Source organism: Salinicoccus luteus DSM 17002, assembly GCF_000712035.1.
Lineage (GTDB): Bacteria > Bacillota > Bacilli > Staphylococcales > Salinicoccaceae > Salinicoccus > Salinicoccus luteus.
In genome coordinates, this window is the sequence record NZ_KL544008.1 from 357,821 (window position 1) to 378,766 (window position 20,946).

The 20,946-nt window shown below is 49.8% G+C and carries 25 protein-coding genes; 20 read left to right on the forward strand and 5 right to left on the reverse strand.

Translation table 11 applies throughout. From position 1 onward, the window contains the following. Positions 1 to 74 precede the first annotated feature (74 nt). From cyoE to BO53_RS0111670, 7 genes are all read left to right on the forward strand, one after another. Positions 75 to 995, forward strand: coding sequence for a heme o synthase (gene cyoE, locus BO53_RS0111640; RefSeq protein ID WP_031548393.1), 921 nt, complete (start codon positions 75 to 77; stop codon positions 993 to 995). Positions 996 to 1,025: 30 nt separating this feature from the next. Continuing rightward, positions 1,026 to 2,186, forward strand: a complete 1,161-nt coding sequence (coxB, locus tag BO53_RS0111645; protein ID WP_031548395.1) for a cytochrome c oxidase subunit II — start codon at positions 1,026 to 1,028, stop codon at positions 2,184 to 2,186. Between the two features lie 2 nt (positions 2,187 to 2,188). Further along, on the forward strand, positions 2,189 to 4,108 hold the full coding sequence (locus BO53_RS0111650) for a cytochrome c oxidase subunit I (protein ID WP_031548397.1): 1,920 nt from the start codon (positions 2,189 to 2,191) through the stop codon (positions 4,106 to 4,108). After that, positions 4,108 to 4,734 carry a cytochrome c oxidase subunit 3 gene (locus BO53_RS0111655; protein WP_031548399.1) on the forward strand — a complete coding sequence of 209 codons (627 nt, stop codon included), beginning with the start codon at positions 4,108 to 4,110 and terminating at the stop codon, positions 4,732 to 4,734. The genes BO53_RS0111650 and BO53_RS0111655 overlap by 1 nt, the downstream gene beginning before the upstream one ends. A gap of 1 nt (position 4,735) precedes the next feature. Further along, the gene (locus BO53_RS0111660) at positions 4,736 to 5,077 is read left to right on the forward strand and encodes a cytochrome C oxidase subunit IV family protein (RefSeq protein WP_031548401.1); all 342 of its coding nucleotides are present in this window, start codon (positions 4,736 to 4,738) and stop codon (positions 5,075 to 5,077) included. Positions 5,078 to 5,207: 130 nt separating this feature from the next. After that, positions 5,208 to 6,161 (forward strand): cytochrome c oxidase assembly factor CtaG, encoded by a 954-nt coding sequence (ctaG, locus tag BO53_RS0111665; RefSeq protein WP_031548403.1) that lies wholly within the window; start codon positions 5,208 to 5,210, stop codon positions 6,159 to 6,161. A gap of 15 nt (positions 6,162 to 6,176) precedes the next feature. After that, on the forward strand, positions 6,177 to 6,638 hold the full coding sequence (locus BO53_RS0111670; RefSeq protein WP_031548405.1) for a DUF420 domain-containing protein: 462 nt from the start codon (positions 6,177 to 6,179) through the stop codon (positions 6,636 to 6,638). Between the two features lie 46 nt (positions 6,639 to 6,684). On the opposite strand, the gene BO53_RS0111675 is transcribed toward BO53_RS0111670, so the two are convergent. Next, positions 6,685 to 7,044, reverse strand: a complete 360-nt coding sequence (locus BO53_RS0111675) for a YugN family protein (protein WP_031548407.1) — start codon at positions 7,042 to 7,044, stop codon at positions 6,685 to 6,687. 140 nt (positions 7,045 to 7,184) lie between these two features. Here BO53_RS0111675 and BO53_RS0111680 point away from each other — a divergent pair, with 140 nt between their 5' ends. Beyond that, positions 7,185 to 7,631 (forward strand): YlbF/YmcA family competence regulator, encoded by a 447-nt coding sequence (locus BO53_RS0111680; protein WP_031548409.1) that lies wholly within the window; start codon positions 7,185 to 7,187, stop codon positions 7,629 to 7,631. A gap of 58 nt (positions 7,632 to 7,689) precedes the next feature. Here the strand turns inward: BO53_RS0111680 and BO53_RS0111685 are convergent, their stop codons facing one another. Then, a complete protein-coding gene (locus BO53_RS0111685; protein WP_031548411.1) occupies positions 7,690 to 8,610 on the reverse strand; it encodes a glycerophosphodiester phosphodiesterase family protein in 921 nt (306 codons plus the stop codon). An 88-nt stretch (positions 8,611 to 8,698) separates the two neighbouring features. Here BO53_RS0111685 and BO53_RS0111690 point away from each other — a divergent pair, with 88 nt between their 5' ends. Continuing rightward, positions 8,699 to 8,962 (forward strand): DUF2129 domain-containing protein, encoded by a 264-nt coding sequence (locus tag BO53_RS0111690; RefSeq protein WP_031548413.1) that lies wholly within the window; start codon positions 8,699 to 8,701, stop codon positions 8,960 to 8,962. Positions 8,963 to 8,964: 2 nt separating this feature from the next. Here BO53_RS0111690 and BO53_RS0111695 read toward each other — a convergent pair whose 3' ends face one another. Beyond that, positions 8,965 to 9,336 (reverse strand): DUF7147 family protein, encoded by a 372-nt coding sequence (locus BO53_RS0111695; RefSeq protein WP_031548415.1) that lies wholly within the window; start codon positions 9,334 to 9,336, stop codon positions 8,965 to 8,967. 61 nt (positions 9,337 to 9,397) lie between these two features. Between BO53_RS0111695 and rsmD the strand changes: the two genes are divergently transcribed. Next, positions 9,398 to 9,949: a 16S rRNA (guanine(966)-N(2))-methyltransferase RsmD gene (gene rsmD, locus BO53_RS13495; protein ID WP_037342198.1), complete on the forward strand. Its 552-nt coding sequence runs from the start codon at positions 9,398 to 9,400 to the stop codon at positions 9,947 to 9,949. Then, positions 9,942 to 10,427, forward strand: a complete 486-nt coding sequence (coaD, locus tag BO53_RS0111705; RefSeq protein WP_031548417.1) for a pantetheine-phosphate adenylyltransferase — start codon at positions 9,942 to 9,944, stop codon at positions 10,425 to 10,427. Before rsmD ends, coaD begins: the two co-directional genes overlap by 8 nt. Here coaD and BO53_RS0111710 read toward each other — a convergent pair. Further along, positions 10,414 to 11,553 carry a nucleotidyltransferase gene (locus BO53_RS0111710; RefSeq protein WP_245608238.1) on the reverse strand — a complete coding sequence of 380 codons (1,140 nt, stop codon included), beginning with the start codon at positions 11,551 to 11,553 and terminating at the stop codon, positions 10,414 to 10,416. The genes coaD and BO53_RS0111710 overlap by 14 nt on opposite strands. Positions 11,554 to 11,688: 135 nt before the next feature. Between BO53_RS0111710 and BO53_RS0111715 the strand changes: the two genes are divergently transcribed. Next, on the forward strand, positions 11,689 to 12,204 hold the full coding sequence (locus BO53_RS0111715; protein ID WP_031548419.1) for a YceD family protein: 516 nt from the start codon (positions 11,689 to 11,691) through the stop codon (positions 12,202 to 12,204). 2 nt (positions 12,205 to 12,206) lie between these two features. Continuing rightward, positions 12,207 to 12,380: a 50S ribosomal protein L32 gene (gene rpmF, locus BO53_RS0111720; protein WP_031548420.1), complete on the forward strand. Its 174-nt coding sequence runs from the start codon at positions 12,207 to 12,209 to the stop codon at positions 12,378 to 12,380. A gap of 71 nt (positions 12,381 to 12,451) precedes the next feature. Here rpmF and BO53_RS0111725 read toward each other — a convergent pair whose 3' ends face one another. Beyond that, positions 12,452 to 12,916, reverse strand: coding sequence for an N-acetyltransferase (locus BO53_RS0111725; RefSeq protein WP_031548421.1), 465 nt, complete (start codon positions 12,914 to 12,916; stop codon positions 12,452 to 12,454). A 112-nt stretch (positions 12,917 to 13,028) separates the two neighbouring features. Between BO53_RS0111725 and bshC the strand changes: the two genes are divergently transcribed. The 7 genes from bshC to murD all read left to right on the forward strand — a co-directional run bounded on the left by bshC (position 13,029) and on the right by murD (position 20,945). Then, complete coding sequence (gene bshC / locus BO53_RS0111730) at positions 13,029 to 14,609, forward strand: bacillithiol biosynthesis cysteine-adding enzyme BshC (RefSeq protein WP_031548422.1); 1,581 nt, start codon at positions 13,029 to 13,031, stop codon at positions 14,607 to 14,609. A gap of 134 nt (positions 14,610 to 14,743) precedes the next feature. After that, complete coding sequence (mraZ, locus tag BO53_RS0111735) at positions 14,744 to 15,175, forward strand: division/cell wall cluster transcriptional repressor MraZ (RefSeq protein WP_031548423.1); 432 nt, start codon at positions 14,744 to 14,746, stop codon at positions 15,173 to 15,175. A gap of 11 nt (positions 15,176 to 15,186) precedes the next feature. Further along, positions 15,187 to 16,116: a 16S rRNA (cytosine(1402)-N(4))-methyltransferase RsmH gene (gene rsmH, locus BO53_RS0111740; protein ID WP_031548424.1), complete on the forward strand. Its 930-nt coding sequence runs from the start codon at positions 15,187 to 15,189 to the stop codon at positions 16,114 to 16,116. An 11-nt stretch (positions 16,117 to 16,127) separates the two neighbouring features. Further along, entirely contained in the window at positions 16,128 to 16,499 is a 372-nt protein-coding gene (gene ftsL, locus BO53_RS0111745) for a cell division protein FtsL (RefSeq protein WP_031548425.1), read from the forward strand. Then, positions 16,486 to 18,636 carry a penicillin-binding transpeptidase domain-containing protein gene (locus BO53_RS0111750; RefSeq protein WP_031548426.1) on the forward strand — a complete coding sequence of 717 codons (2,151 nt, stop codon included), beginning with the start codon at positions 16,486 to 16,488 and terminating at the stop codon, positions 18,634 to 18,636. The genes ftsL and BO53_RS0111750 overlap by 14 nt, the downstream gene beginning before the upstream one ends. Positions 18,637 to 18,647: 11 nt before the next feature. Continuing rightward, entirely contained in the window at positions 18,648 to 19,610 is a 963-nt protein-coding gene (gene mraY, locus BO53_RS0111755) for a phospho-N-acetylmuramoyl-pentapeptide-transferase (protein ID WP_031548427.1), read from the forward strand. After that, entirely contained in the window at positions 19,611 to 20,945 is a 1,335-nt protein-coding gene (gene murD / locus BO53_RS0111760; RefSeq protein WP_031548428.1) for a UDP-N-acetylmuramoyl-L-alanine--D-glutamate ligase, read from the forward strand. Position 20,946: the final 1 nt, after the last annotated feature.

The window sequence follows — 20,946 nt, forward strand, 5'->3', positions numbered from 1 at the left end:
AAATGTATAGTAAATGTGTCATTTTTAATTTATTATTATCTGTAAATGTGTTTGTGGTGAAAGGAGGCGTATGGATGCAAAGTGATGTATATGGGAATGATGTGCATCATGACAGTAAGGGAATCACCTTCAAGGCAGTGAAGACACTGGTCAAGGATGGTATCATCAAGTCAAACCTGGTTCCGGCTTTTGCCGCGGGTTTTCTTGCTGTAATGTACCACAACCAATCTTTCTTCTCCAATGTTCCACTTCTGTTGATGATGGTTGTGGCAACCGGGCTTGTCATAGGAGGCGTTGCAGCATTGAACAACTACTATGACCGCGATATCGACTCCGTGATGGCATCGAAACAATCGAGGCCGAGTGTAGATGGCACTTTTTCCGGTCGGGATATTCTGCTGATCGGCTACAGTTTTCTGATCATCGGAGAGATACTGCTGTTCTCGATCAACCCGACAGCCGGCACATTGGGACTGATTGCTGCTTTTGGCTATGCAGTGATCTACTCGATATTTGCGAAACGTCATCTGCTGTCGAATACGATCATCGGTGCAATTCCCGGAGCTATGCCGCCGCTTATCGGCTGGGCCGTGATTGACCCGAATCTTCATATTCTGGCCTGGGCGATGTTCATCGTAATGTTCTTGTGGCAGCCACCACACTTCTACGCATTGGCAATCAGGCGGAGCGATGAATACAGCGAGGCAGGAGTGCCCATGCTACCTTCCGTGAAAGGGAATCACCGCACGAGGATATCAATTGTCTTCTGGGTGTCACTGCTTCTCTTTACCCCGATCATGATGACGGAGCTTGGAATGTGGTTCGTAGTTCTGGCAACTGCATTGAACATAATATGGCTCGTCATTTCGTTCAACAAGTTCCGTCCGGTCGAAGACGATAACCGTCATGCCGGCAAGGTATTTGTCTTCTCGTTAAATTACATTATCATATTCTTTGTAATGATTATTGTTGCTGGCCTATTAGGGAATTTCTAAAGCTTAAGAATGAAAGAGAGGTCTATTTAAATGAAAAATCGTTGGATGAATGCCAAATGGTTTGGACTCATCACCCTCCTGGCTGTATTTGCTTCAGGCTGTGGCAAGAATCATCTCAGCACTTTGAAGCCAGCTGGTGAAGTGGGACAGGAACAGTTCAATCTGATGTTGCTTTCCATCATCATAATGGTATTTGTGGTGATAGTTGTCTCCATCATCTTTACTGTAGCTATCGTAAAAAGTCGCAGAAAGAACCTGGGTGAAGATTTCGAGCCCAGGGATGTTGCCGGGAATCATACATTGGAAATAATCTGGACTACAATCCCGATTCTTTTACTTATCATCCTGGCCGTGCCAACCATCTACCTGACATTCAAACAGGCAGATACACAGGCAATGGAGAATGAAGAAGGTGGAGTGAACAGCGAAGAAACAGTCATCAATGTGACGGCGAACCAATACTGGTGGGAATTCGAATATCCGAATGAAGGGGTCGTCACTTCACAGGAACTCGTCGTTCCTACCGACAAGAAAGTATACTTCAATCTCAAAGGCGCAGACGTGAAACACTCATTCTGGGTCCCTGCAGCCGGCGGTAAGCTGGATACCAACGTCGACGGAATCAACAGTTTCTATCTTGAATTCAACGACGAAGATGCACAGAATTCCAACCGCCTGTTCTATGGTAAATGTGCGGAGCTTTGCGGTCCATCACACGCACTGATGGACTTCAAGGTAAAAGCGCTGCCTGAAGAGGAATATGACCAGTGGCTTGCAGACATGAAGAACATCGAAGAGCCTGTACAGGCATCTGCAGAAGATGCAGCAGAAGGTCAGGAAATCTTCAATAATTCATGTATCGGCTGTCACGCAGTCACTCCAACTGGTGCAGAAGCACAAGGTCCCAACCTCACGAACTTCGGAGACCGTGACCTGATTGCTGGCTATATGGAGCATAATGAGGAGAACCTGGTCAACTGGATCAAGGACCCTGAATCCTACAAGCCGGATAACAACATGACAGGCCAGTATGACCTGACAGACGAGGAGATTGACGCTGTCGCTGCCTACCTGATGGAACTTAAGATCGAGGAAGGCGCAGGCGATGTAGAAACGTTAAGGGAAAGCGCTGAAGAAGGCGCTGAAGGTTCTGAAGAAGAATCCTCAGAATCTGAAGAAGGAGGTAACTAGTAATGGCATCCACAGCTAAAAAGCAAGGTGTCGGTTCTGTACTCTGGGATTACCTGACTACAGTAGACCATAAGAAAATAGCAATACTGTACTTGATTGCTGGTGGTTTCTTCTTCGTTCTTGGTGGTATCGAAGCGATGCTGATCAGAATTCAGCTTGCTGTACCAAACAATGACTTCCTCTCTGCAGGACTGTTCAACGAAGTAATCACGATGCACGGTACGACGATGATATTCCTGGCAGCCATGCCGCTGCTCTTTGCATTCATGAACGCGACGGTCCCACTCCAGATCGGAGCGCGTGACGTTGCCTTTCCATTCCTGAATGCACTCGGTGTATGGCTGTTCATCTTCGGTGGTATCTTCCTGAACCTTTCATGGTTCCTCGGAGGCGCCCCTGATGCTGGCTGGACGAGCTATGCTTCACTGTCAATTGCATCCGCCGGACACGGCATCGACTTTTATGCACTCGGTCTTCAGATCACCGGTGCAGGTACACTGATTTCAGGTATCAACTTTGTAACGACAATCATCAATATGAGAGCACCGGGCATGACATATATGAGAATGCCGCTGATGACATGGACGACGCTCGTGGCTTCAGTACTTATCGTGTTTGCATTCCCACCGCTTACAATCGGCATTTTCCTGCTGATGTTCGACCGCATGTTCGGTTCCAGCTTCTTCCTTGTAGAAACTGGAGGAAACACAATCATCTGGGAGCACCTGTTCTGGATTTTCGGTCACCCGGAAGTATACATTCTGATCCTTCCGGCATTCGGTATCTTCTCAGAGATTTTTTCAACGTTCTCACGTAAGCGCCTATTCGGTTACTCGGCAATGGTGTTTGCGACCGTACTGATCGGATTCTTCGGATTCATGGTATGGGCGCACCACATGTTCACAGTCGGTCTTGGACCGACGGCGAACGCAATCTTTGCGGTGGCCACAATGGCAATCGCCGTACCGACGGGTATCAAGATATTCAACTGGGTCGCCACCGTGTGGGGCGGAAGCATCGAGTTCACGACGCCGATGCTCTATGCCCTCGCATTCATCCCGTCATTTACGATGGGTGGGGTGACAGGTGTCATGCAGGCCGCTGCGCCAGCCGACTACCAGTACCATGATTCATACTTCATCGTTGCGCACTTCCACTATGTCATCGTGGGTGGTGTCGTGTTCGGCCTTCTGGCAGGACTGCACTACTACTGGCCGCTGATGTTCGGCAATATGCTCAGCGAGAAGCTCGGAAAGATTACATTCGTCCTATTCGTAATCGGATTCCATACGACATTCCTGATCCAGCACTTCCTTGGTCTATGGGGAATGCCAAGACGTGTATTCACGTATCTGGACGGGCAGGGATATAACACCGCGAACATTGTTTCGTCCATCGGGGCACTGCTGATGGCCATTGCTGTAATCATCCTTGTCATAAACATCATCATGACACTTGCGAAGAACCAGAGAGTGGGCCGCGATCCATGGGGTGACGGACGTACGCTCGAATGGTCCCTGCCACTTCCAGTACCATACTACAACTTCGCACAGACACCGCTTGTACGTGGACTTGATGCATACTGGATCGAAAAGAAAGCGAACAATGGCAAGATGATGCCGGCAGAATCTCTGGAAGATTTCCATATGCCGAACAACTCATTCATCCCATTCGTACTGTCATTCGGCCTGTTCGTGGCTGCCTTCGGTGCGCTGTACTTCGCCTCCGGCAAAGAGTGGGCAATCGATGCAGTAGCCGATCTGCCGCAGCATCCATGGGCGCTATGGGTTCTCATCCTTGGACTGGCTATCACATTCGGTTCAATGATTACACGCTCCCTCAAAGACGACCTTGGATACTATGTAACAAAAGAAGAAGTTTTAAGAGATCTTGAAGAAGAAGAACAAAGGAGGGAGAATTAATGGCTCACATGGAGTATAACGTACCAAGTGAAAGATGGCCTGCACATCCCGAAACCGCAACGATGGAAGGGAAAAACAAGTTTGTCGGTTTCTGGATCTTCCTTGCAGGTGAGACTGCACTGTTCGCCTCCCTCTTTGCGACCTATCTTGCTCTGAAGGATTCAGTACCGTCAGATGACCATCTGCTGGCGGCCGATCTCTTCGCACTGCCGCTTGCATTCGTCATGACGATGTTCCTTTTGACATCATCACTTACAAGTGTCTATGCGGTCTATCACATGAGAAACAACAATTTTGCAAAAATGCAGCTCTGGCTCGGTATCACCGTTCTCCTCGGCCTTGGCTTCCTGGCTCTTGAGATCTATGAATTCATCGAGTATACCCACCTTGGACATACCTTCAGATCGAGTGCATTCGGAAGTGCCTTCTACTTCCTGCTCGGTACCCACGGGTTCCACGTGGTAATCGGTCTTGTATGGATAACGTTGCTGATCATCCGTAATGCCAAGCGTGGCCTCTCCGTATACACTGCTGCGAAAGTAAACACTGCAGCACTGTACTGGCACTTCATCGACGTTGTGTGGGTATTCATCTTCACAATAGTTTACTTGCTGGGAGTGTTGTAATATGGCAGAAATAAAACAGGAACCAATGTCAAAGAAGAAGCTTGAGTATGTACGCCGTGAGCGCACGAAGGAGATGCGCCAACAGGTCGTCTCCTTTGGGCTTATGATTTTCTTCACCTTCATCGCATTTGGTATGGTAGCAATGGACATCGATGCAAGTTTTGTCATCCCTGTAGTTATTGGATTGGCATTCGTTCAGGTCATCCTGCAGTTCTTCTACTTCATGCACATGAAGGATAAGGGACATGAGTTCGCCAAACTGTTCATGATGACGGGCATGTTTTTCGCCCTGTCGTTCATCGTAACATTCATCTATATTGTCTGGATCGGTTCTCCGATCTAAGTCAGTATGAAGACCGGCACAAAATGTGCCGGTCTTTGTTTTGTCATCATATTGTCAAGGTCAGGTCTTGCCCAATGGGGCACCGGATTCTATACTTGAGGTAAGTGATTTTATAAAGGGATGATTCTAAATGGAAAACTTGTCATCTATATCAATATTCGGGTTCATCGCCAACTGGAGCCCATTCTTTCTGGCGTTCGTCGTCCTTCTGACGGTTGCCTATTTCCTTATTACGAAGAAATGGTATGCTGATTTTGAAGGTGGCCGGCCCCTGCGCAATAAGGAGGCCATGGTCTTCCTGACGAGCATGATACTGCTTTATGCCATGTATGGATCTCCGGTCGATGTTCTGAGTCATATACTCTTCAGCTTCCACATGCTGCAGATGGCCGTCGTATTTCTGCTGATTGCACCGCTCATGTATTTCGCCATACCGGAATATCTATGGAAATATTTTGTCGGACTGCCTGTTGTGAGACAGTTTTTTGCGATCGCAAAAAAACCGCTGATACCGCTGATTCTGTTCAATGGCATCTTCTCGATATATCACCTGCCGGTCGTATTGGACTTTCTGAAGCAGAGCGGTATGCTGCATTCGGCATTCAACGTCCTGCTGTTTGCACTGGCACTGTTGATGTTCTATCCGATCTTCAATAGGGTGGAGCCACAGGAGAAGCATATGGGCGGTCTCTTCAAACTACTATATATATTCGGTATCGGTGCACTGCTGACACCGGCATGCGGACTGATCATCTTTGCAGGAGATCCATTGTATCGGACATATACGGATGGAGACGCATGGCTCGCCGCCATGGAACTGTGTGTACCTTCCGGTGTGCTGGATGGACTGAAAGGACAGGGCCTCATCTCGGGTCCTGAATACTTTACGAATACGACTCCAATCATGGACCAGCAGACGGGTGGCATCATAATGAAAGTGCTCCAGGAAGTCTTCTTCGGTTTCATGCTCGCCCATATCTTCTTCAACTGGTATCGCAATGAGCGCAAGGATGAAGATGAAGTGACACGCCGTTCCGTTGAGGAAGCACGCCTGCAAAAAGAACTATTCAACCAATACAGATAAAGAAGTTAGGAGAATCTGACTGTGCATATTTTACCGACCCTCAGTACATTATTCATCGTGATCAGTGCTATTTTCATGGCAATCGGAATTGCCAAAGTGAAGAATGGACAGGTTGAAACACACCGCAAAATGATGACGCTTGCAGCGCTCAGCGCCCTGATCTTCTTCATCATCTATGCATCCAGAACGGTATTCATCGGAAATACGGCTTTCGGTGGCCCGGATGCACTGGTGCCGTATTATACGGTGTTTCTGATATTCCATATCATCCTGGCGACGACTGGTGGTGTCCTCGGAGGTGTCCAGGTATACCTCGGACAGAAGGAGAAGCTTGTCAGGCACAGGAAGATAGCACCTTGGGCATCGACGATCTGGTTTGGTACGGCAATCACTGGTGTGATGGTCTACGTCCTTCTGTATGTCCTCTATCCGGGTGGCGAAACTACATCATTGATCAAAGCGATCCTACAGGGATAGAAAAAGAGCGGCTCACATTTGTGAGCCGCTCTTTTTGATTGGTTATCTAGCTGGTCAGTGCTTTCAGATCCTGGGCAACCGCCCTGATCTTCTGTACCGCGTGATCGACAATACGTTCAGGGAAGTGTTCATCGCTTCCATACTCGATGCCTGTCGGATAGTAGTGCTTGCCCATGTAGGGATCCATCAGTTGGATGATGGCATTTTTTGCACCCACATCGCCTTCGACAGCATATCCTGGTACGCGCAGGTAGTAGATGCCTTCAGGCACTTCGTACTTATAGTCGAAGGTCATCCGTTCATAGTCCCATGAACCACCGAGGACCAGTCCGTTCTTGTTCATTACATCTTGCAGTATATCCTGAGAAACGAGCATCGTCTCAAGAGTAGAGTTTTCGAAAACCATGAAATTTCCTCCCTAAGCATTTTTCCATTACTTTAATTTTAATCTATTCCTTGCACAGTTGCAAATAGTATTTGAGAACCGAAAATGCTGGTGGATGAAATTGGCATGTATGTGATACTATGAGATGAGAGGTGTTGTATATGGTTACAGAAACAGAACTGGAAATTCTCGATCAGATCGATGCCTTAAATGAAAAGATAAGGCAGACCGAAGCCTACAGGCATTATTGCAAATACCGGACACTTCTTGAGAAGGACGAGGAAGTGGCAGGACTCATAGATCATTTCACCCGGCTGAAGTCGGATTTTGAAGAGGTGCAGAGGTTCGGGAAATATCATCCCGACTTCAGTACCAAGCGGCGGGAGATCAACCAGTTCAAGAAGAAGTTGGACATGCATCCCGTCATCATGGAATACAGAAGGGCCGAATACCAGCTTCAGGAGATGCTGGATGAGGTGCTCTACCATGTCAGTACCAGTGTCAGCACTCATGTCAACGTGGTCAGCAGTAACCCGTTCTTCTCGGTGTCTTCGGATTCCGGTGGTTGTGCTACGGGAGGCAGCTGCGGCTGTCAGACCGCGGGCTGAAGAATAAAAAGGTTCCCGCTCCAAATCACCATTTGGAGCGGGAACCTTTTTTGCACGTCTAGTAGCGTTCTTTCATCAGGTGATGGCTGATGTCCGGATAGTCGGTCACGATTGTGTGGGCACCTTTCTGGATCAGTTCATCCATCTTGTCCATTTCGTTGATTACCCAGTATCCGACTGCAACGTTCAGGCTCTGCAGGTAGTCGATGAATCCTTCCTTATCCAGTGGAATATTGTTGTATCTTGGTGGAATCTGGAAAGTATCAGCTTTCGGGCTGAATAGGTGCTTGAACCCGGATGCATATGCAACGTAGGCATTTCTGACCTGGTCTTCGCCCGCTCCGAGTGCGATATCATCGCCGGAGTAGAGGTGGAAACGGTCGATCTGCGAATCGTAGAAGCTTGTGACGAGGACACGCTCTTCCACACCGAGTTCATCAATCAGACGATAGAGGAGACTTGGAATGAGGCTGCCCTCATAGGAATTCGGGTCATCCTTGATATCGATGTTGATGAGCTTGTCGGGATATTTCTCGATCAGTTCCCTGAGTGTGACGATTTTTGCATCCTCGGAGCCCCGGTAGGGATGGCTGCCTTCTGCATCCCTGAAATGGTAGCCGAAGTCGAGCTCCCTGAGTTCAGCAAGCGTCAGGTTGCTGACGCGTCCGGCGCCGTTGGAGGTGCGGTCGACATATGCATCATGGAAGACTACAATCTCCTCATCCTTCGTCATGCGGATATCAATTTCAAATCCGTCCACATCAAACTTGCTTGCCTTGTCAAAGGCGGCTATCGTATGTTCGGGTGCAAGCCCCAGTCCTCCGCGATGGGCGAAGATGTAGGGGGAGCGGTGTCTGAAATACGGTTTGATGTCCCTGATTGCGGGCTCGGATGTGACCTTGGTACCGATCCATAGTCCACCGATCAGTCCACCTGTGACACCAATTGCGGTCAAAAGGCTTTTAGTACACTTTTTCATAGTTAGTCTGCCTCCAATTATAGTTTCATTTAAAACTTCCCATTTCCATGGTATCATAACTCTATAAAATTATATAAGGTGGGTTAATATGCTTGAGAAACGTATTGGCATATACATTTATTTTAAACAAAATAAATTCATACGACAATTGAAACGCTACGGCCACCTCATATACGTCAATAAGGAAAAGAAGTACTTATTACTATATATATACGAATCGGACCTCCCTCAAACCATGGAAGCGCTGAATGGACTGAAGTATGTCAGCGATGTTCTGGTTTCGGAATATCCGAATATCAAGAGGGAATACGGCACCGAGAATTTCGAATCGAAGGACTACCGCGTCATCTAATTTCAGGTCATCGGAGGTATCAGGTGGTTCAGACGCAACACGCCTGTTATGTACTGGTAGAACTGCTCCCGCTCATAGAAGTCTTCAGGGTCGCGCGTGGAGAACTCGACGACAGGTATATCGCCGGCTCTGCACCATTCCTGGATCAGAGTGTATTTCCGTCCCGTGCCTTCCTTGTGGAGGATGCCCTGGTATATAGTGTAGACGGCCTGGAAATTGCCGCGTACGGGCGACATGATCAGAAGAAAAGTGGATGGACCGTCTGCTGTATGCAGGAAGATCCCCCTGTCTATTCTTGAAGCATTGTGTTCGATCAGTGCCTCCAGTTCGAACAGGTCGCCGTGGCCCTCTCCGAGCGTGATGAATTTTTGCATGATTATCAACTCCCATCCAATATTCTAAACCAACCGTGAAAGGAAAGAAAGTGGGTTCTCCATGAGAATAATCAGTGGAAAATACAAATCGAAGAAACTTGCAACATTGAAATCGAACGACACCCGCCCGACGACCGACAAGGTCAGGGAGAACATATTCAATATTCTGGGCGATGTGGAAGGGGGCGTCCTCGACCTTTTTGCAGGAAGCGGGGGACTTGGCATCGAAGCATTGAGTCGGGGGGCGACTCATGCTATGTTTATAGATGGTGCAAAGGACGCCATAGCCATCATCAGGGAGAATACAGAAGACATTGATGAACCCGTGGAGATCTTCCGCAATGACTACCGGCGCGCACTGAAAGCCATGGCAAAACGTGACAAAAGATTCAGCCTGATCTTTCTGGATCCACCCTACCATAAAGGCATGGCGGGGAAGGCAATCGGATTGATCGAAGACCTGAACATACTCGAAGACGGTGGACGGATCGTCGTAGAGACCCACAAGGATGAGAAATATCCGATACATAGTCACACAAGCATCAAGGATGTGACATATGGTACCGTCCGTGTGAATATATTGAAGAAAGGAGGAGAGGGATACAATGGGTAGAATTGCAGTGTGTCCGGGAAGTTTCGATCCCATCACATATGGACACCTTGATATCATTGAACGTGCAAGCAAAATATTCGATACAGTCTATGTCTCTGTCCTGAAGAACTCTTCGAAGGAGGGGCTCTTCACCCCGGAAGAGCGGGTGGAACTGATCAGACAGGTGAGCGAAAGATACCCGAACGTCGAAGTGAGGAGCTTCAATGGCCTTCTGATCGACTTCTGTGAGGAAGTGGGGGCGGAAGCCATCGTCAGGGGGCTGCGTGCTGTAAGTGACTTTGAATATGAAATGCAGCTTACATCCATGAACCGCAAGCTCAACAGTTCCATAGAGACGATATATATGATGACGAACAACAACTATTCATTCATCTCTTCCTCAATCGTAAAAGAGGTTGCAAAGTACGGCGGCAAAATAGAGGATGTTGTGCCGCCGCTTGTTGAAGAGGCGCTGAAACGGAAGTTTAATCTGCAATGATGACCGGGGTATTATAGTCATTCCTTTTGGAACGGCTGAAGATGTTGTGGATGTCCGTTGCCATGACTTCATCCTCAACATGATGCCGGTTCGTACTGTTGACATTGGTGATGACAGGGAGGTCTTCCGGCAGTGTCTTCAGGAAGGACTGACCGGTCCGGTTCATCGCCAGCACCCTGACGGCATCCTTCATGGCGTAGCCGTCCATGCGCGATGTGGTGATGTTCAGCAGGATATAGATCATCAGGCGGTTCAGCCGGGTCCAAGTGTACCGCTTCGTCTTGACGCTGCCGATGAATGCACTGTAGGAATGATGGTCCCTTATCTTGGCGAGCAGTCTGTGCTCGATGCCCTCGGTCATCATGTATATGCGGCGGAGGTCTTCTGCCGAGCTGCGCTGGATCAGGAGCTTCAGCGTGGCGAACAGATCTTCGTTGGAGAGGGGGCCTGATGCGTTGATGTTTTCAGCGAGTTCCCGCGGCATATATCGTGCAGCAGCTTCCACCCGTCCTTCACGGAGGGCTTCCCGGAGACTGGTGGCACTGGAGAAGCGGGACTGTGACAGCGTCGTTTCACTGTACCGGTTCCCAAGGCGCGGAATGGTCAGCGGGATGATGCCGGATCCGATCTCCTCAATCGCCCGGATATAGGCAAGGCCGAGCGTATTGTTCGCTCCCCCGAAGACGTCCGACTGTATGGATGCATTGATGGCACGGGGATAGCTGTACCCCTTTTTCATATAGGCCTCCATGCGGGACTGGATATCGGTGTCCTTCAGCTTCGAATGGACATCCTTGAGTGTATCGATGTCACCGGATTCGCTGCCGAAGACGATATGGTCGCTGCCGAGGAGTTCGGCGATGTGCACGCCGCCCATGGCGAAATCATCGGCAAAGCTGATGGCGTTGAGGAGGGGCAGCTCCACCACGAGGTCCACATGACGGATGGCGGCTTCGGCACGGGTGAACTTGTCGGTGACGGCAATCTCCCCGCGCTGGGTGAAGCTCCCCGACATTATGGCGATGACGACATCTGCCCCCGTCAGCCGCCGTGATGCTTCAATGTGATGGATATGCCCGTTGTGGAAGGGATTGTATTCGGTAATCAAAGATGTAATAATCATCATTAACGGCTCCTTTCTCTTCAATGATATTGTAACAGAAATCGCCTGCTGAATAATGCATGGTGTTAAGAAAAAAACTTGACAGAAAACCTTGTTGAAGGTACAATGTTTTTTGTGCTCATAAGAGGTGAAAACTATATGAGATGGTCATTAACACAGCTTAAAAAGTTTAATCAGGAATCAATCGCTGTAAATGAAAAGGTCCAGTTCGGAGAGATCACAGACCGCAAGGATGTAACCTCCATCGAGGAAACTTCTGTAGAGGGAGAAATCCATGTCCGGAATCGCCAGATTTCGGTCGATCTTATGATAGATACAGTGGTTAATATGCTCGATAGCCGTACTTCCGAAGATATAGAAGTACCCCTTCACATCGAATCGAATGAAATATTCGATGAAGAGGCGGGCGAAGACGACGAACTGGCTGAAAATGTTCATCCAGTGACCCACACTTTGGATCTGGAGCCCGTTGTCCGCGAACTGATTGTTGTCAACATTCCATTCGTCATCACGAAGAGTGATGAAGCGCTGACCGGCGGCAAGGAATGGTCCGTCATCACCGAAGAGGAGTTGACGCAGGAGGAAGAGGACGTGGATCCGAGACTGGCAAAGTTGAAATCGCTGCTAGACGACAGTGAGAATAAGGAGGAATAGAAATGGCAGTACCAAAAAGAAGAACCTCAATTACACGCAAAAGAAAACGCCGTACGCACCTGAAGCTTTCAGTGCCTGGTATGGTGGAATGCCCAAACTGTGGAGAAATGAAACTTTCCCATCGTGTATGTAAAGAATGCGGCAGCTATAAAGGTGAAGATGTCGCAGCAAACTAATTGATGCGATGAAAAAAGTCGCTGGTGGAATGATTCCACCAGCGACTTTTTTATTTGTATGGTGCATGCGGCTAGTTGAGTACATAGCCTTCCGGATACCAGATCAGCGGGTCTTCGGACATATCGCGTTCGATGTCGTATTTCAGCTGCTCGAAGCCATGCCTTTCGAAAAATCCGCGTGAGTTCTGACGGCTGACCGCCTTGATCGGTATGCCATAGCTTTTGGCGTAGTCGATCATCTTGCTGCCGAAGCCGCGGCCCCGGTACTTTTCGAGCACTTCGAGTTTCCAGATGACCATGTAGTCATGCGGCGGGTCGAAGATCGGCGCATGCTCGTCCTCCTTGCGGTACAGGCACATGCGTGCAGCGAGGGTATCCCCGACATAGATCCCGTAGAAGGGGGAGTCGATATCGGCATCGATCATGTTGCTCTCGAGCTCCTTGACCATCTGGAGTTCCTGCGCACCATATTCACGGAACTTCTTGAAATCCTCTGCTGTCTTGTAATTGATTGCTAAATGTTTCACTTCTGACATTTTACTCTCTCCTTTGATTTCATTATAGTATACATCTTCAAAACCGTTCAATTGTTTTATATGTTTATAATATTTATAATTTGATTAACACCCCCGAAGAAGGAGACGAATTATGGAAATTGAATGTTTGAATTTCGGACAGGATGAATTTACACAACGCTTTACAGGTAGAGATAAAGAAACACTTGCATTCTATGAAAATCTCTCCTATGACGAGGAGAGCCTGGAGAAGGTATGGCACAGGCCTGCACACGCCCACACTGCGGCGCTTGCCGATATCATTGAGGATGAAATGTCGCGCTACGGCCTGAGTGGAGCACAGCGCGAGAACCTTGAAAGGTTCAGACAGGGCAACCGGGTGATCATTGGCGGACAGCAGGCCGGCCTGTTCATGAGTCCAAGCTACATCGTACACAAGATCATCACACTGCTTGTACTGGCAGAAGAAGTCAGGGAGAACCACGGATACGAAGCGGTTCCCGTATTCTGGATCGCAGGGGAGGACCATGACTTTGATGAAGTGAACCACACCCATGTCTATGACAAGATGCACAGGAGACGTAGGAAGATCGCCTACAAGCCAAATCTGACTGTGCCGATGAGCCTCGGTTTCTATAAGTATGACCGTGAGGAGATGAAAACAACCCTGGAGGCGGTCATCGAGGAATGTGGGGACTCTGGATTCTTGAACAGCAAAAAGGCAAGCATCGTCGAGATGATCGACAGGCATGAGTACTGGACCGACCTTTTCCATGCACTCGTCCATGATGCATTCAAGGAGGAGGGACTGCTCATCTTCAATGCCCACAGCAGTGCAGTGCGCGCACTCGAAGTACCGATGTTCAGTACCATGATTGAACGCCATGAGGAAATCGACAGTGCGTTCCGAAGCGGCCAGAAGGCGTTCGGCACCGCATGCAACCTCCCACCGATGATAGAGACGGATACGAATGTCCATCTGTTTACCGGTTCGGAGGAGAACAGGACATTGCTCGTGCATGAAGACGGCAGATTCGCCACGGACGGGGGGGCGGTTTCCAAAGAAGAACTGCTTATGAGGCTTGAGGAAACACCGGAAACATTCAGCAATAATGTCGTTACACGCCCACTCATGCAGGAGATGCTCTTCAATACACTCATCTTTGCCGGAGGCGGCGCAGAAGTGAAGTATTGGGGGGAGCTCCATGCGGTCTTCCGCGATATGGATATCCCCATGCCAATCGTAGTGAAACGGATGGAAATCATCCATGAGGACATGAGGCTGCGCAAGCTTATGGACAAATATAATCTTGAAGTCTCGGCAAGGCTCCATGAGGATGTGGAGCACAGGAAGAAAAGTCTGGTTGAGGATGCGACGGACGCATCGTTCCTCGAGGAAGTGGATGACATACAGGAAAGGCTCGAGAGCGATTATGCAGCAGCGGGGGAAGCGGCAGACCGCAAGAAACACCTCCATCTGATCGATGCCAACCTGAAGGCGCATCGCAAGCAGTTCGACTACCTGAAGCGGAGGTATCAGCTGGAAGTCAGGCGGACACTCCGGCACCAGCTGAATGATCTTGAAGAGGTGGCGGAGCGGATTCTGCCGGGTGGCAACCTTCAGGAGCGTGTCTACCACCCATGGATGTTTCCCGGAATCGCCCCTTCCGCCCTGTCCTATACAACACAGCTCACCATCATCAAGGGTGTCTAGCATGAAGACGGCTTTCATTGGATATGAAAGCTGTCTTTTTTTCTGTCCGGATAATTAAATTCACTGGATAGCATATAATTTGTGGTACAGAGTGGGGAGATGTGGTAAATTATTTGTATAGGCGAGGTGATTGGATGTTCATGGGAGAATTCAAGCATCAGCTCGATGCGAAAGGGCGCTTGATTGTACCAAGCAAGTTCAGGGATGCCCTGAATGGACAGTTCATCATCACCCGGGGCCTTGATCAGTGCCTGTTTGGCTATACATTGGAAGAATGGGCACAGATAGAGAATAGGATGAGTGCCCTGCCACTGACGAAAAAGGATGCCAGAAAGTTCATGAGAATGTTCTTTTCAGGTGCCACCGAAGTCGAAGTGGACAAGCAGGGAAGAATCAATATACCAACGAACTTGAGGGAGTACGCCGACCTGACGAAGGAATGTACAGTCATCGGTGTCTCGCACAGGATTGAAATATGGAGTACAGAAAAGTGGGAGAACTTCTATGAAGAATCGGAATCCCATTATGAAGATATAGCAGAAGAGCTAATTGACTTTGACTTATAGGATGTGAGGATATGTTCAGGCACGACACCGTTCTATTGGAAGAAACAGTGGACGGGCTGAATATCCGTCCAGACGGCATCTATGTCGATGCCACACTCGGTGGCGGAGGGCATAGTGCCTATATCCTTGAACAATTGACAACAGGACACCTGTACGCATTTGATCAGGATAGCTGGGCGATTCAGAACGCACAGGAAAGATTTGAAGGTATTGAAAACCTCACGCTTATACACTCCAACTTTGAACACTTGAAGGAAGAACTGTCCAGCCGGGGCGTCACGGGAGTGGATGGCATACTATATGATCTGGGCGTTTCCAGTCCCCAGCTGGATATGACCGAAAGGGGATTCAGCCATTCCAAGGAAGCCAGGCTCGACATGAGGATGGACCAGAGCCAGTCGCTTGATGCCCATGAGATCGTCAATACATACACTTATGAGCAGCTGGTGGGCATCTTCTTCAGATATGGTGAAGAGAAGTTCTCTAAAAAGATAGCAAGGGAAATCGAACGTGTCCGTAGTGAGAAGCCGATAGAAACGACAACTGAGCTGACAGAAATCATAAAATCCCAGATTCCGCACAAATTCAGAAGGACGGGCGGGCATCCTGCCAAGCGTGTTTTCCAGGCGCTCAGAATTGCAGTGAATGATGAACTGGGGGTATTCGAACGTTCCCTCGAGCAGGCCATCGGCCTTCTGAACAGGAAGGGCAGGGTATCTGTAATCACATTCCATTCCCTGGAAGACAGGATCTGCAAGCAGATGTTCGTGGAGTATGAATCCGGACCTGAACTCCCGCGTAACATGCCTATCATTCCCGAAGCCTACGAGCCCATCCTGAAGCGGGTCAACAAGAAGCCGATTGTTGCAGACGAAGCGGCAATAGAAGGCAATCCACGAGCGCGCAGTGCAAAATTGAGAATCGCAGAGAAGCAAAAATAGGGAGTGTTATTATGGCAGTAGAACGCTATCATCAGACCCTGCCGCGTCCACAGACAGAACAGGACCCGGCCCAGGGGACCAGGAAGGCCAGTCGCGTTGTTGGACTCAAGAAGTTTGAAACGGCTGTATACTTAATACTGTTCGCAGTGATTGCCACAGTGGCGATCTATGTGCTGTCACTGAAGATGGAAGCCTATTCGCTACAGACGGAGAAGATGCAGGTCGAGAGCGAAATAGCCGTCATGGAGGGCGAAATCAGCGAACTGAAGACGGAAGTGACCGATCTTGCCTCCTATGACAGGATATACGAAAAAGCCAATGAACTCGGACTCGATCTGGACAATGGAAATGTAAAGGTTGCTGAGAAGTATGGCAAGGATTAGAATCAGGCTTGGTGAGAAAACTAAAACGCTATCTGTTGGTGCGCTCCTAATCTACCTTGGTATAGGAGTGCTTTTTGTTTGCATATTTTGGCAGTTCAGCTATCTCATGATAAACAAGACACTGGATGATGAGGATCTAGTGGCGCATGGGCATGACAAGTTCAGCCGGACTGCGGTGAATGAGGGTGAACGCGGTGAGATACTGGACAGGGAAGGCAACGTTCTGGCGAGCGATATGGAGGCATACCGTCTGGCACTGATCACGGACTCCGACTATCCGAACCATGTGACCGACCCAAAACAGACGGCCGAAGCGCTTGCTGAGGTCATCGATATGGAAGCCTCCGAAATCCAGAAACGGATTGAGGAGGGCATCGAAGAGGAGCGGTTCCAGGTGGAACTCGGCAAGGAAGGACGGGACCTGTCCTACAACCAGAAGAATACTTTGGAGGATGCTGAAGTTCCGGGCCTCGTTTTTGTAGCAGAAACGAAGCGCTTCTATCCGAACGGCGACTTCGCCTCCCACCTCATCGGCTATGCCGAAAAGGGTGAAGAGTCGGATGGGCTCGCTGGCCAGCTCGGCCTTGAGCGGGCCTATGATGACCTGCTCCGTGGGGAGGACGGTGCAACGGACTACACGAAAGACCTGTGGGGCTACATCGTGCCGGGCACGGACAGCGTCGAACCGCCGAAGGACGGGGCGGACATCAAGCTGACCATCGATTCCAATATCCAGCTCTATCTCGAGGATTCCTTGGATACGATGCAGGCGCATTTTGAGCCGGAGGAGCTTTTCGCTGTCGTTGCGGATGCCGAAACCGGTGAGATACTGGCGAGCGGTCAGCGTCCATCGTTCAATCCGAGGACAAGGGAAGGCTTCGGCAACAGCTGGCTCAACATGCTGTACCAGTATTCTTTCGAACCGGGCTCGACCTTCAAGGTATTCGGCCTGGCTGCAGCGATTGATGCAGGCGTCTACGATCCAAATGCAACATATGAATCCGGATCATTCGACGTCAACGGCCATACCATCTATGACTGGGAGCCTGAAGGCTGGGGCGAGATCACCTATAACGAAGGCATGCAGTATTCATCGAATGCCCTGATGATGATACTGCAGGATAAGGTAGGCGAAGATGCGATGCTCGACTATTATCGGAAATTCGGTTTCGGGGAACCGACGGGTTCCGAATTTCCGAATGAGCAGTCCGGCACCATTGCCTGGGATGACGAACTGCAGCGCAAGACGACGTCGTTCGGACAGACATCGACGGTAACCCCGATCCAGATGATTCAGGGCATGACGGCGATACTGAATGACGGAAAGATGAAAAAGCCGTATGTAGTCGAATCCATCACGGACAGCGAGACGGGTGAAGTGCTCCATAAGGGCGAGGAATCCGTCGTGCGCCAGGTGATATCGGAAGAAGCCGCCCGGAAGACGCAGGAGGAGATCAATACGTTCGTCGGCGGTTCGATGGAAAGGAATCCACAATATCAGCTGGACGATTATGAAGTTGCCGGGAAATCGGGAACTGCCCAGGTGATCGATCCGGAAGGGGGCGGCTACATGGACGGACCATACGAATTCCTGACATCCTTCATCGGCTATGCTCCGGAAGATGACCCTGAGGTCATCGTCTACTATGGCGTGAAGCTCGCTTCGAAGAACAAGAAGGATACATGGGACATCGGCGTCATGCCAGGATTCAACCCACTGATGGAACGGACGCTGAAGTATCTGACTGTCGGGGAGTCCGATGAAGGTCAGGAGGCTGAAGTCACCGAAGTCGGTGACTACACCGGCAAGACCATTTCGGAAGCCGCTCCTGCAGCTGCAGATACGATACAGACCATCGTAATCGGCGATGGGGAAGAGATTATCGACCACCATCCAAAAAATGATAGACTATTACCATATGAAACCTTCTTCGTGAAAACCGAAGGAGAAGCAAGAATGCCCGACCTTACGGGGCTATCCAAGCGCGAGGCAATCATGTTTGGAGCATTCATGGATATGGAAGTATCCACAGAGGGCGAAGGATATGTGGAGTCACAGTCCATTGCGCCGGGTACTGTACTGGGTGATGCGGAAGCAGTCGAGTTTACCCTGTCATCCAATGATCCAGCAGACTAGAGGAGGACACAATGAACTACTTATTTCTATTTATCGCATTTATCATCACGGCCATTCTGGTGCCGTTGACAATTCCCCTGTTGAAGCAGATGAAGTTTGGGCAGTCCATCAGGGTCGAAGGGCCACAGAGCCACCAGGTGAAGACGGGCACACCGACGATGGGGGGGCTGACCTACCTCATCCCGGCGATTGTGCTGTCGATCATCGCCGTACCGCTGGTCGATGATGCCTACAAGATGCTGGTCCTGGTGATCGTCACTGTAGGGTTCGGTCTGATCGGCTTTATAGACGACTATATCATCGTCGTGAAAAAAGACAATAAGGGGCTGTCTTCCAAACAGAAGTTCCTGGCCCAGATTGTGGTTTCGATCATCGTCTACTTCATCATGACCCGGGCGATTCCGGATATTGCCACGGGCATCCATATACCCGGAACGGATTTCGATATTCCGCTCGGTGTGCTGTTTGTCCTGTGGATCGTCTTCTGGCAGGTCGGCTTCTCAAATGCGGTGAACCTTACGGATGGACTTGACGGTCTGGCTACCGGGCTGTCCATCATTGCATTTTCAAGCTTTCTCATCATCGCATGGATGCGTGGGGAAATGGAGATCGTCCTTTTCCTGATGATTCTGATCGGTGCGCTGGCAGGATTCCTGGTCTACAACAAATACCCGGCGAAGCTTTTCATGGGCGATACAGGGTCGCTTGCGCTGGGAGGCATCATCGCAACAGTCTCGATCATGCTCAATGAAAGCCTGCTGCTGCTCCTGATCGGAATCGTCTTCGTCATAGAGACGGCTTCTGTGATGATGCAGGTGGCTTCATACAAGCTGACGGGCAGGAGAATATTCAAGATGACGCCGATCCACCACCATTTTGAACTCAGTGGCTGGCACGAATGGAAGATCGTCATCGTATTCTGGACGGTGGGCGCCATTGCAGGTGCCATCGGTGTATTATTGGGGGCGTTATAGATGGAAAAAGCGCAGTTTGAAAATAAGAATGTGATCGTTCTGGGCTATGGGCGGAGTGGACGGAGTGCAGTATCCGCCCTCGTATCCCTTGGTGCCAACATCACACTGACTACAAATGAAATCATCGCCGATGAAAAGATCCGGCAGACACTCAAAGGATGGGGCGTCGAAATTGTGGACGGTCATCATCCGACGAGTCTCCTGAATGATGCCGGACTGATCGTCAAAAATCCCGGCATCCCCTATACGATTCCATTCCTTGAAACAGCGGCCGAACGGGGCATTCCGATCATTACCGATGTGGAGCTTGCATACCATATGTCCCCGGCCCCGATCATCGGAATCACCGGAACCAATGGAAAGACGACGGTGACGCATCTGATCGGCGAAATGCTCGAACGCTCCGGACTTTCGCCCATATTATGCGGAAACATCGGCTACCCTGCTTCAGAGGCGGTGAGGGAGGCGACCAGGGAGGATATCCTGGTCATGGAACTCTCATCATTCCAGCTGATGGGGATAAAGGATTTCCGTCCGGATACTGCAGTGTTCACGAACATCTATGAAGCACATATCGACTATCACGGATCCAGGGAAGCCTATGTGCAGGCGAAAATGAACCTCGTTTCAAATATGGACGCATCGCAGACCGTCATCTTCAATGGCAGACAGAAGGAAATGCTGGCGGAGCACTCCGGACTGTCGGTGGAATATTTTGCAGCGGAGGGCGATTACGATGCGTGCATCAAAGATGGCATGGTCGTACATAAGGGTACACCACTGATTTCTCTGGACGAAGTGAAGCTGCAGGGTGCGCACAACCACGAAAATATATTGGCAGCCATCCTTGCAGCCAAGAACCATGGTGCCAGTGACGCGGGTATCCGGGAGACCCTGCTGCATTTCGGCAGCATCCCCCACCGCATGGAATATCTGGGCGAGCACAAAGGCGCAGCATACTACAATGACTCGAAGGCGACAAACAATCTGGCAACGACATTCGCACTGGAAAGCTTCCAGTCTCCGGTCATCTGGATTGCAGGCGGCCTGGACCGGGGCCAGTCCCTGGACGGGCTCATCCCCTTCGTGGACAGCGTTGCCATGATCATCACGTTCGGTGAGACGAAGGACAAGTTCCAGCACCTTGCAGAGAAGACCGGTAAAGCGGCCGTATTGGCAGAACACCCCCATGACGCGGTGATCAAGGCGGCACAGTATGCGAAACCTGGGGATGTGGTCCTGTTCTCGCCGGCCTGTGCCAGCTGGGACCAGTACAAGGACTATGAAGCCAGGGGCGACCATTTCAAAGAAGGATTCAGTACACTCGAAAAATGAT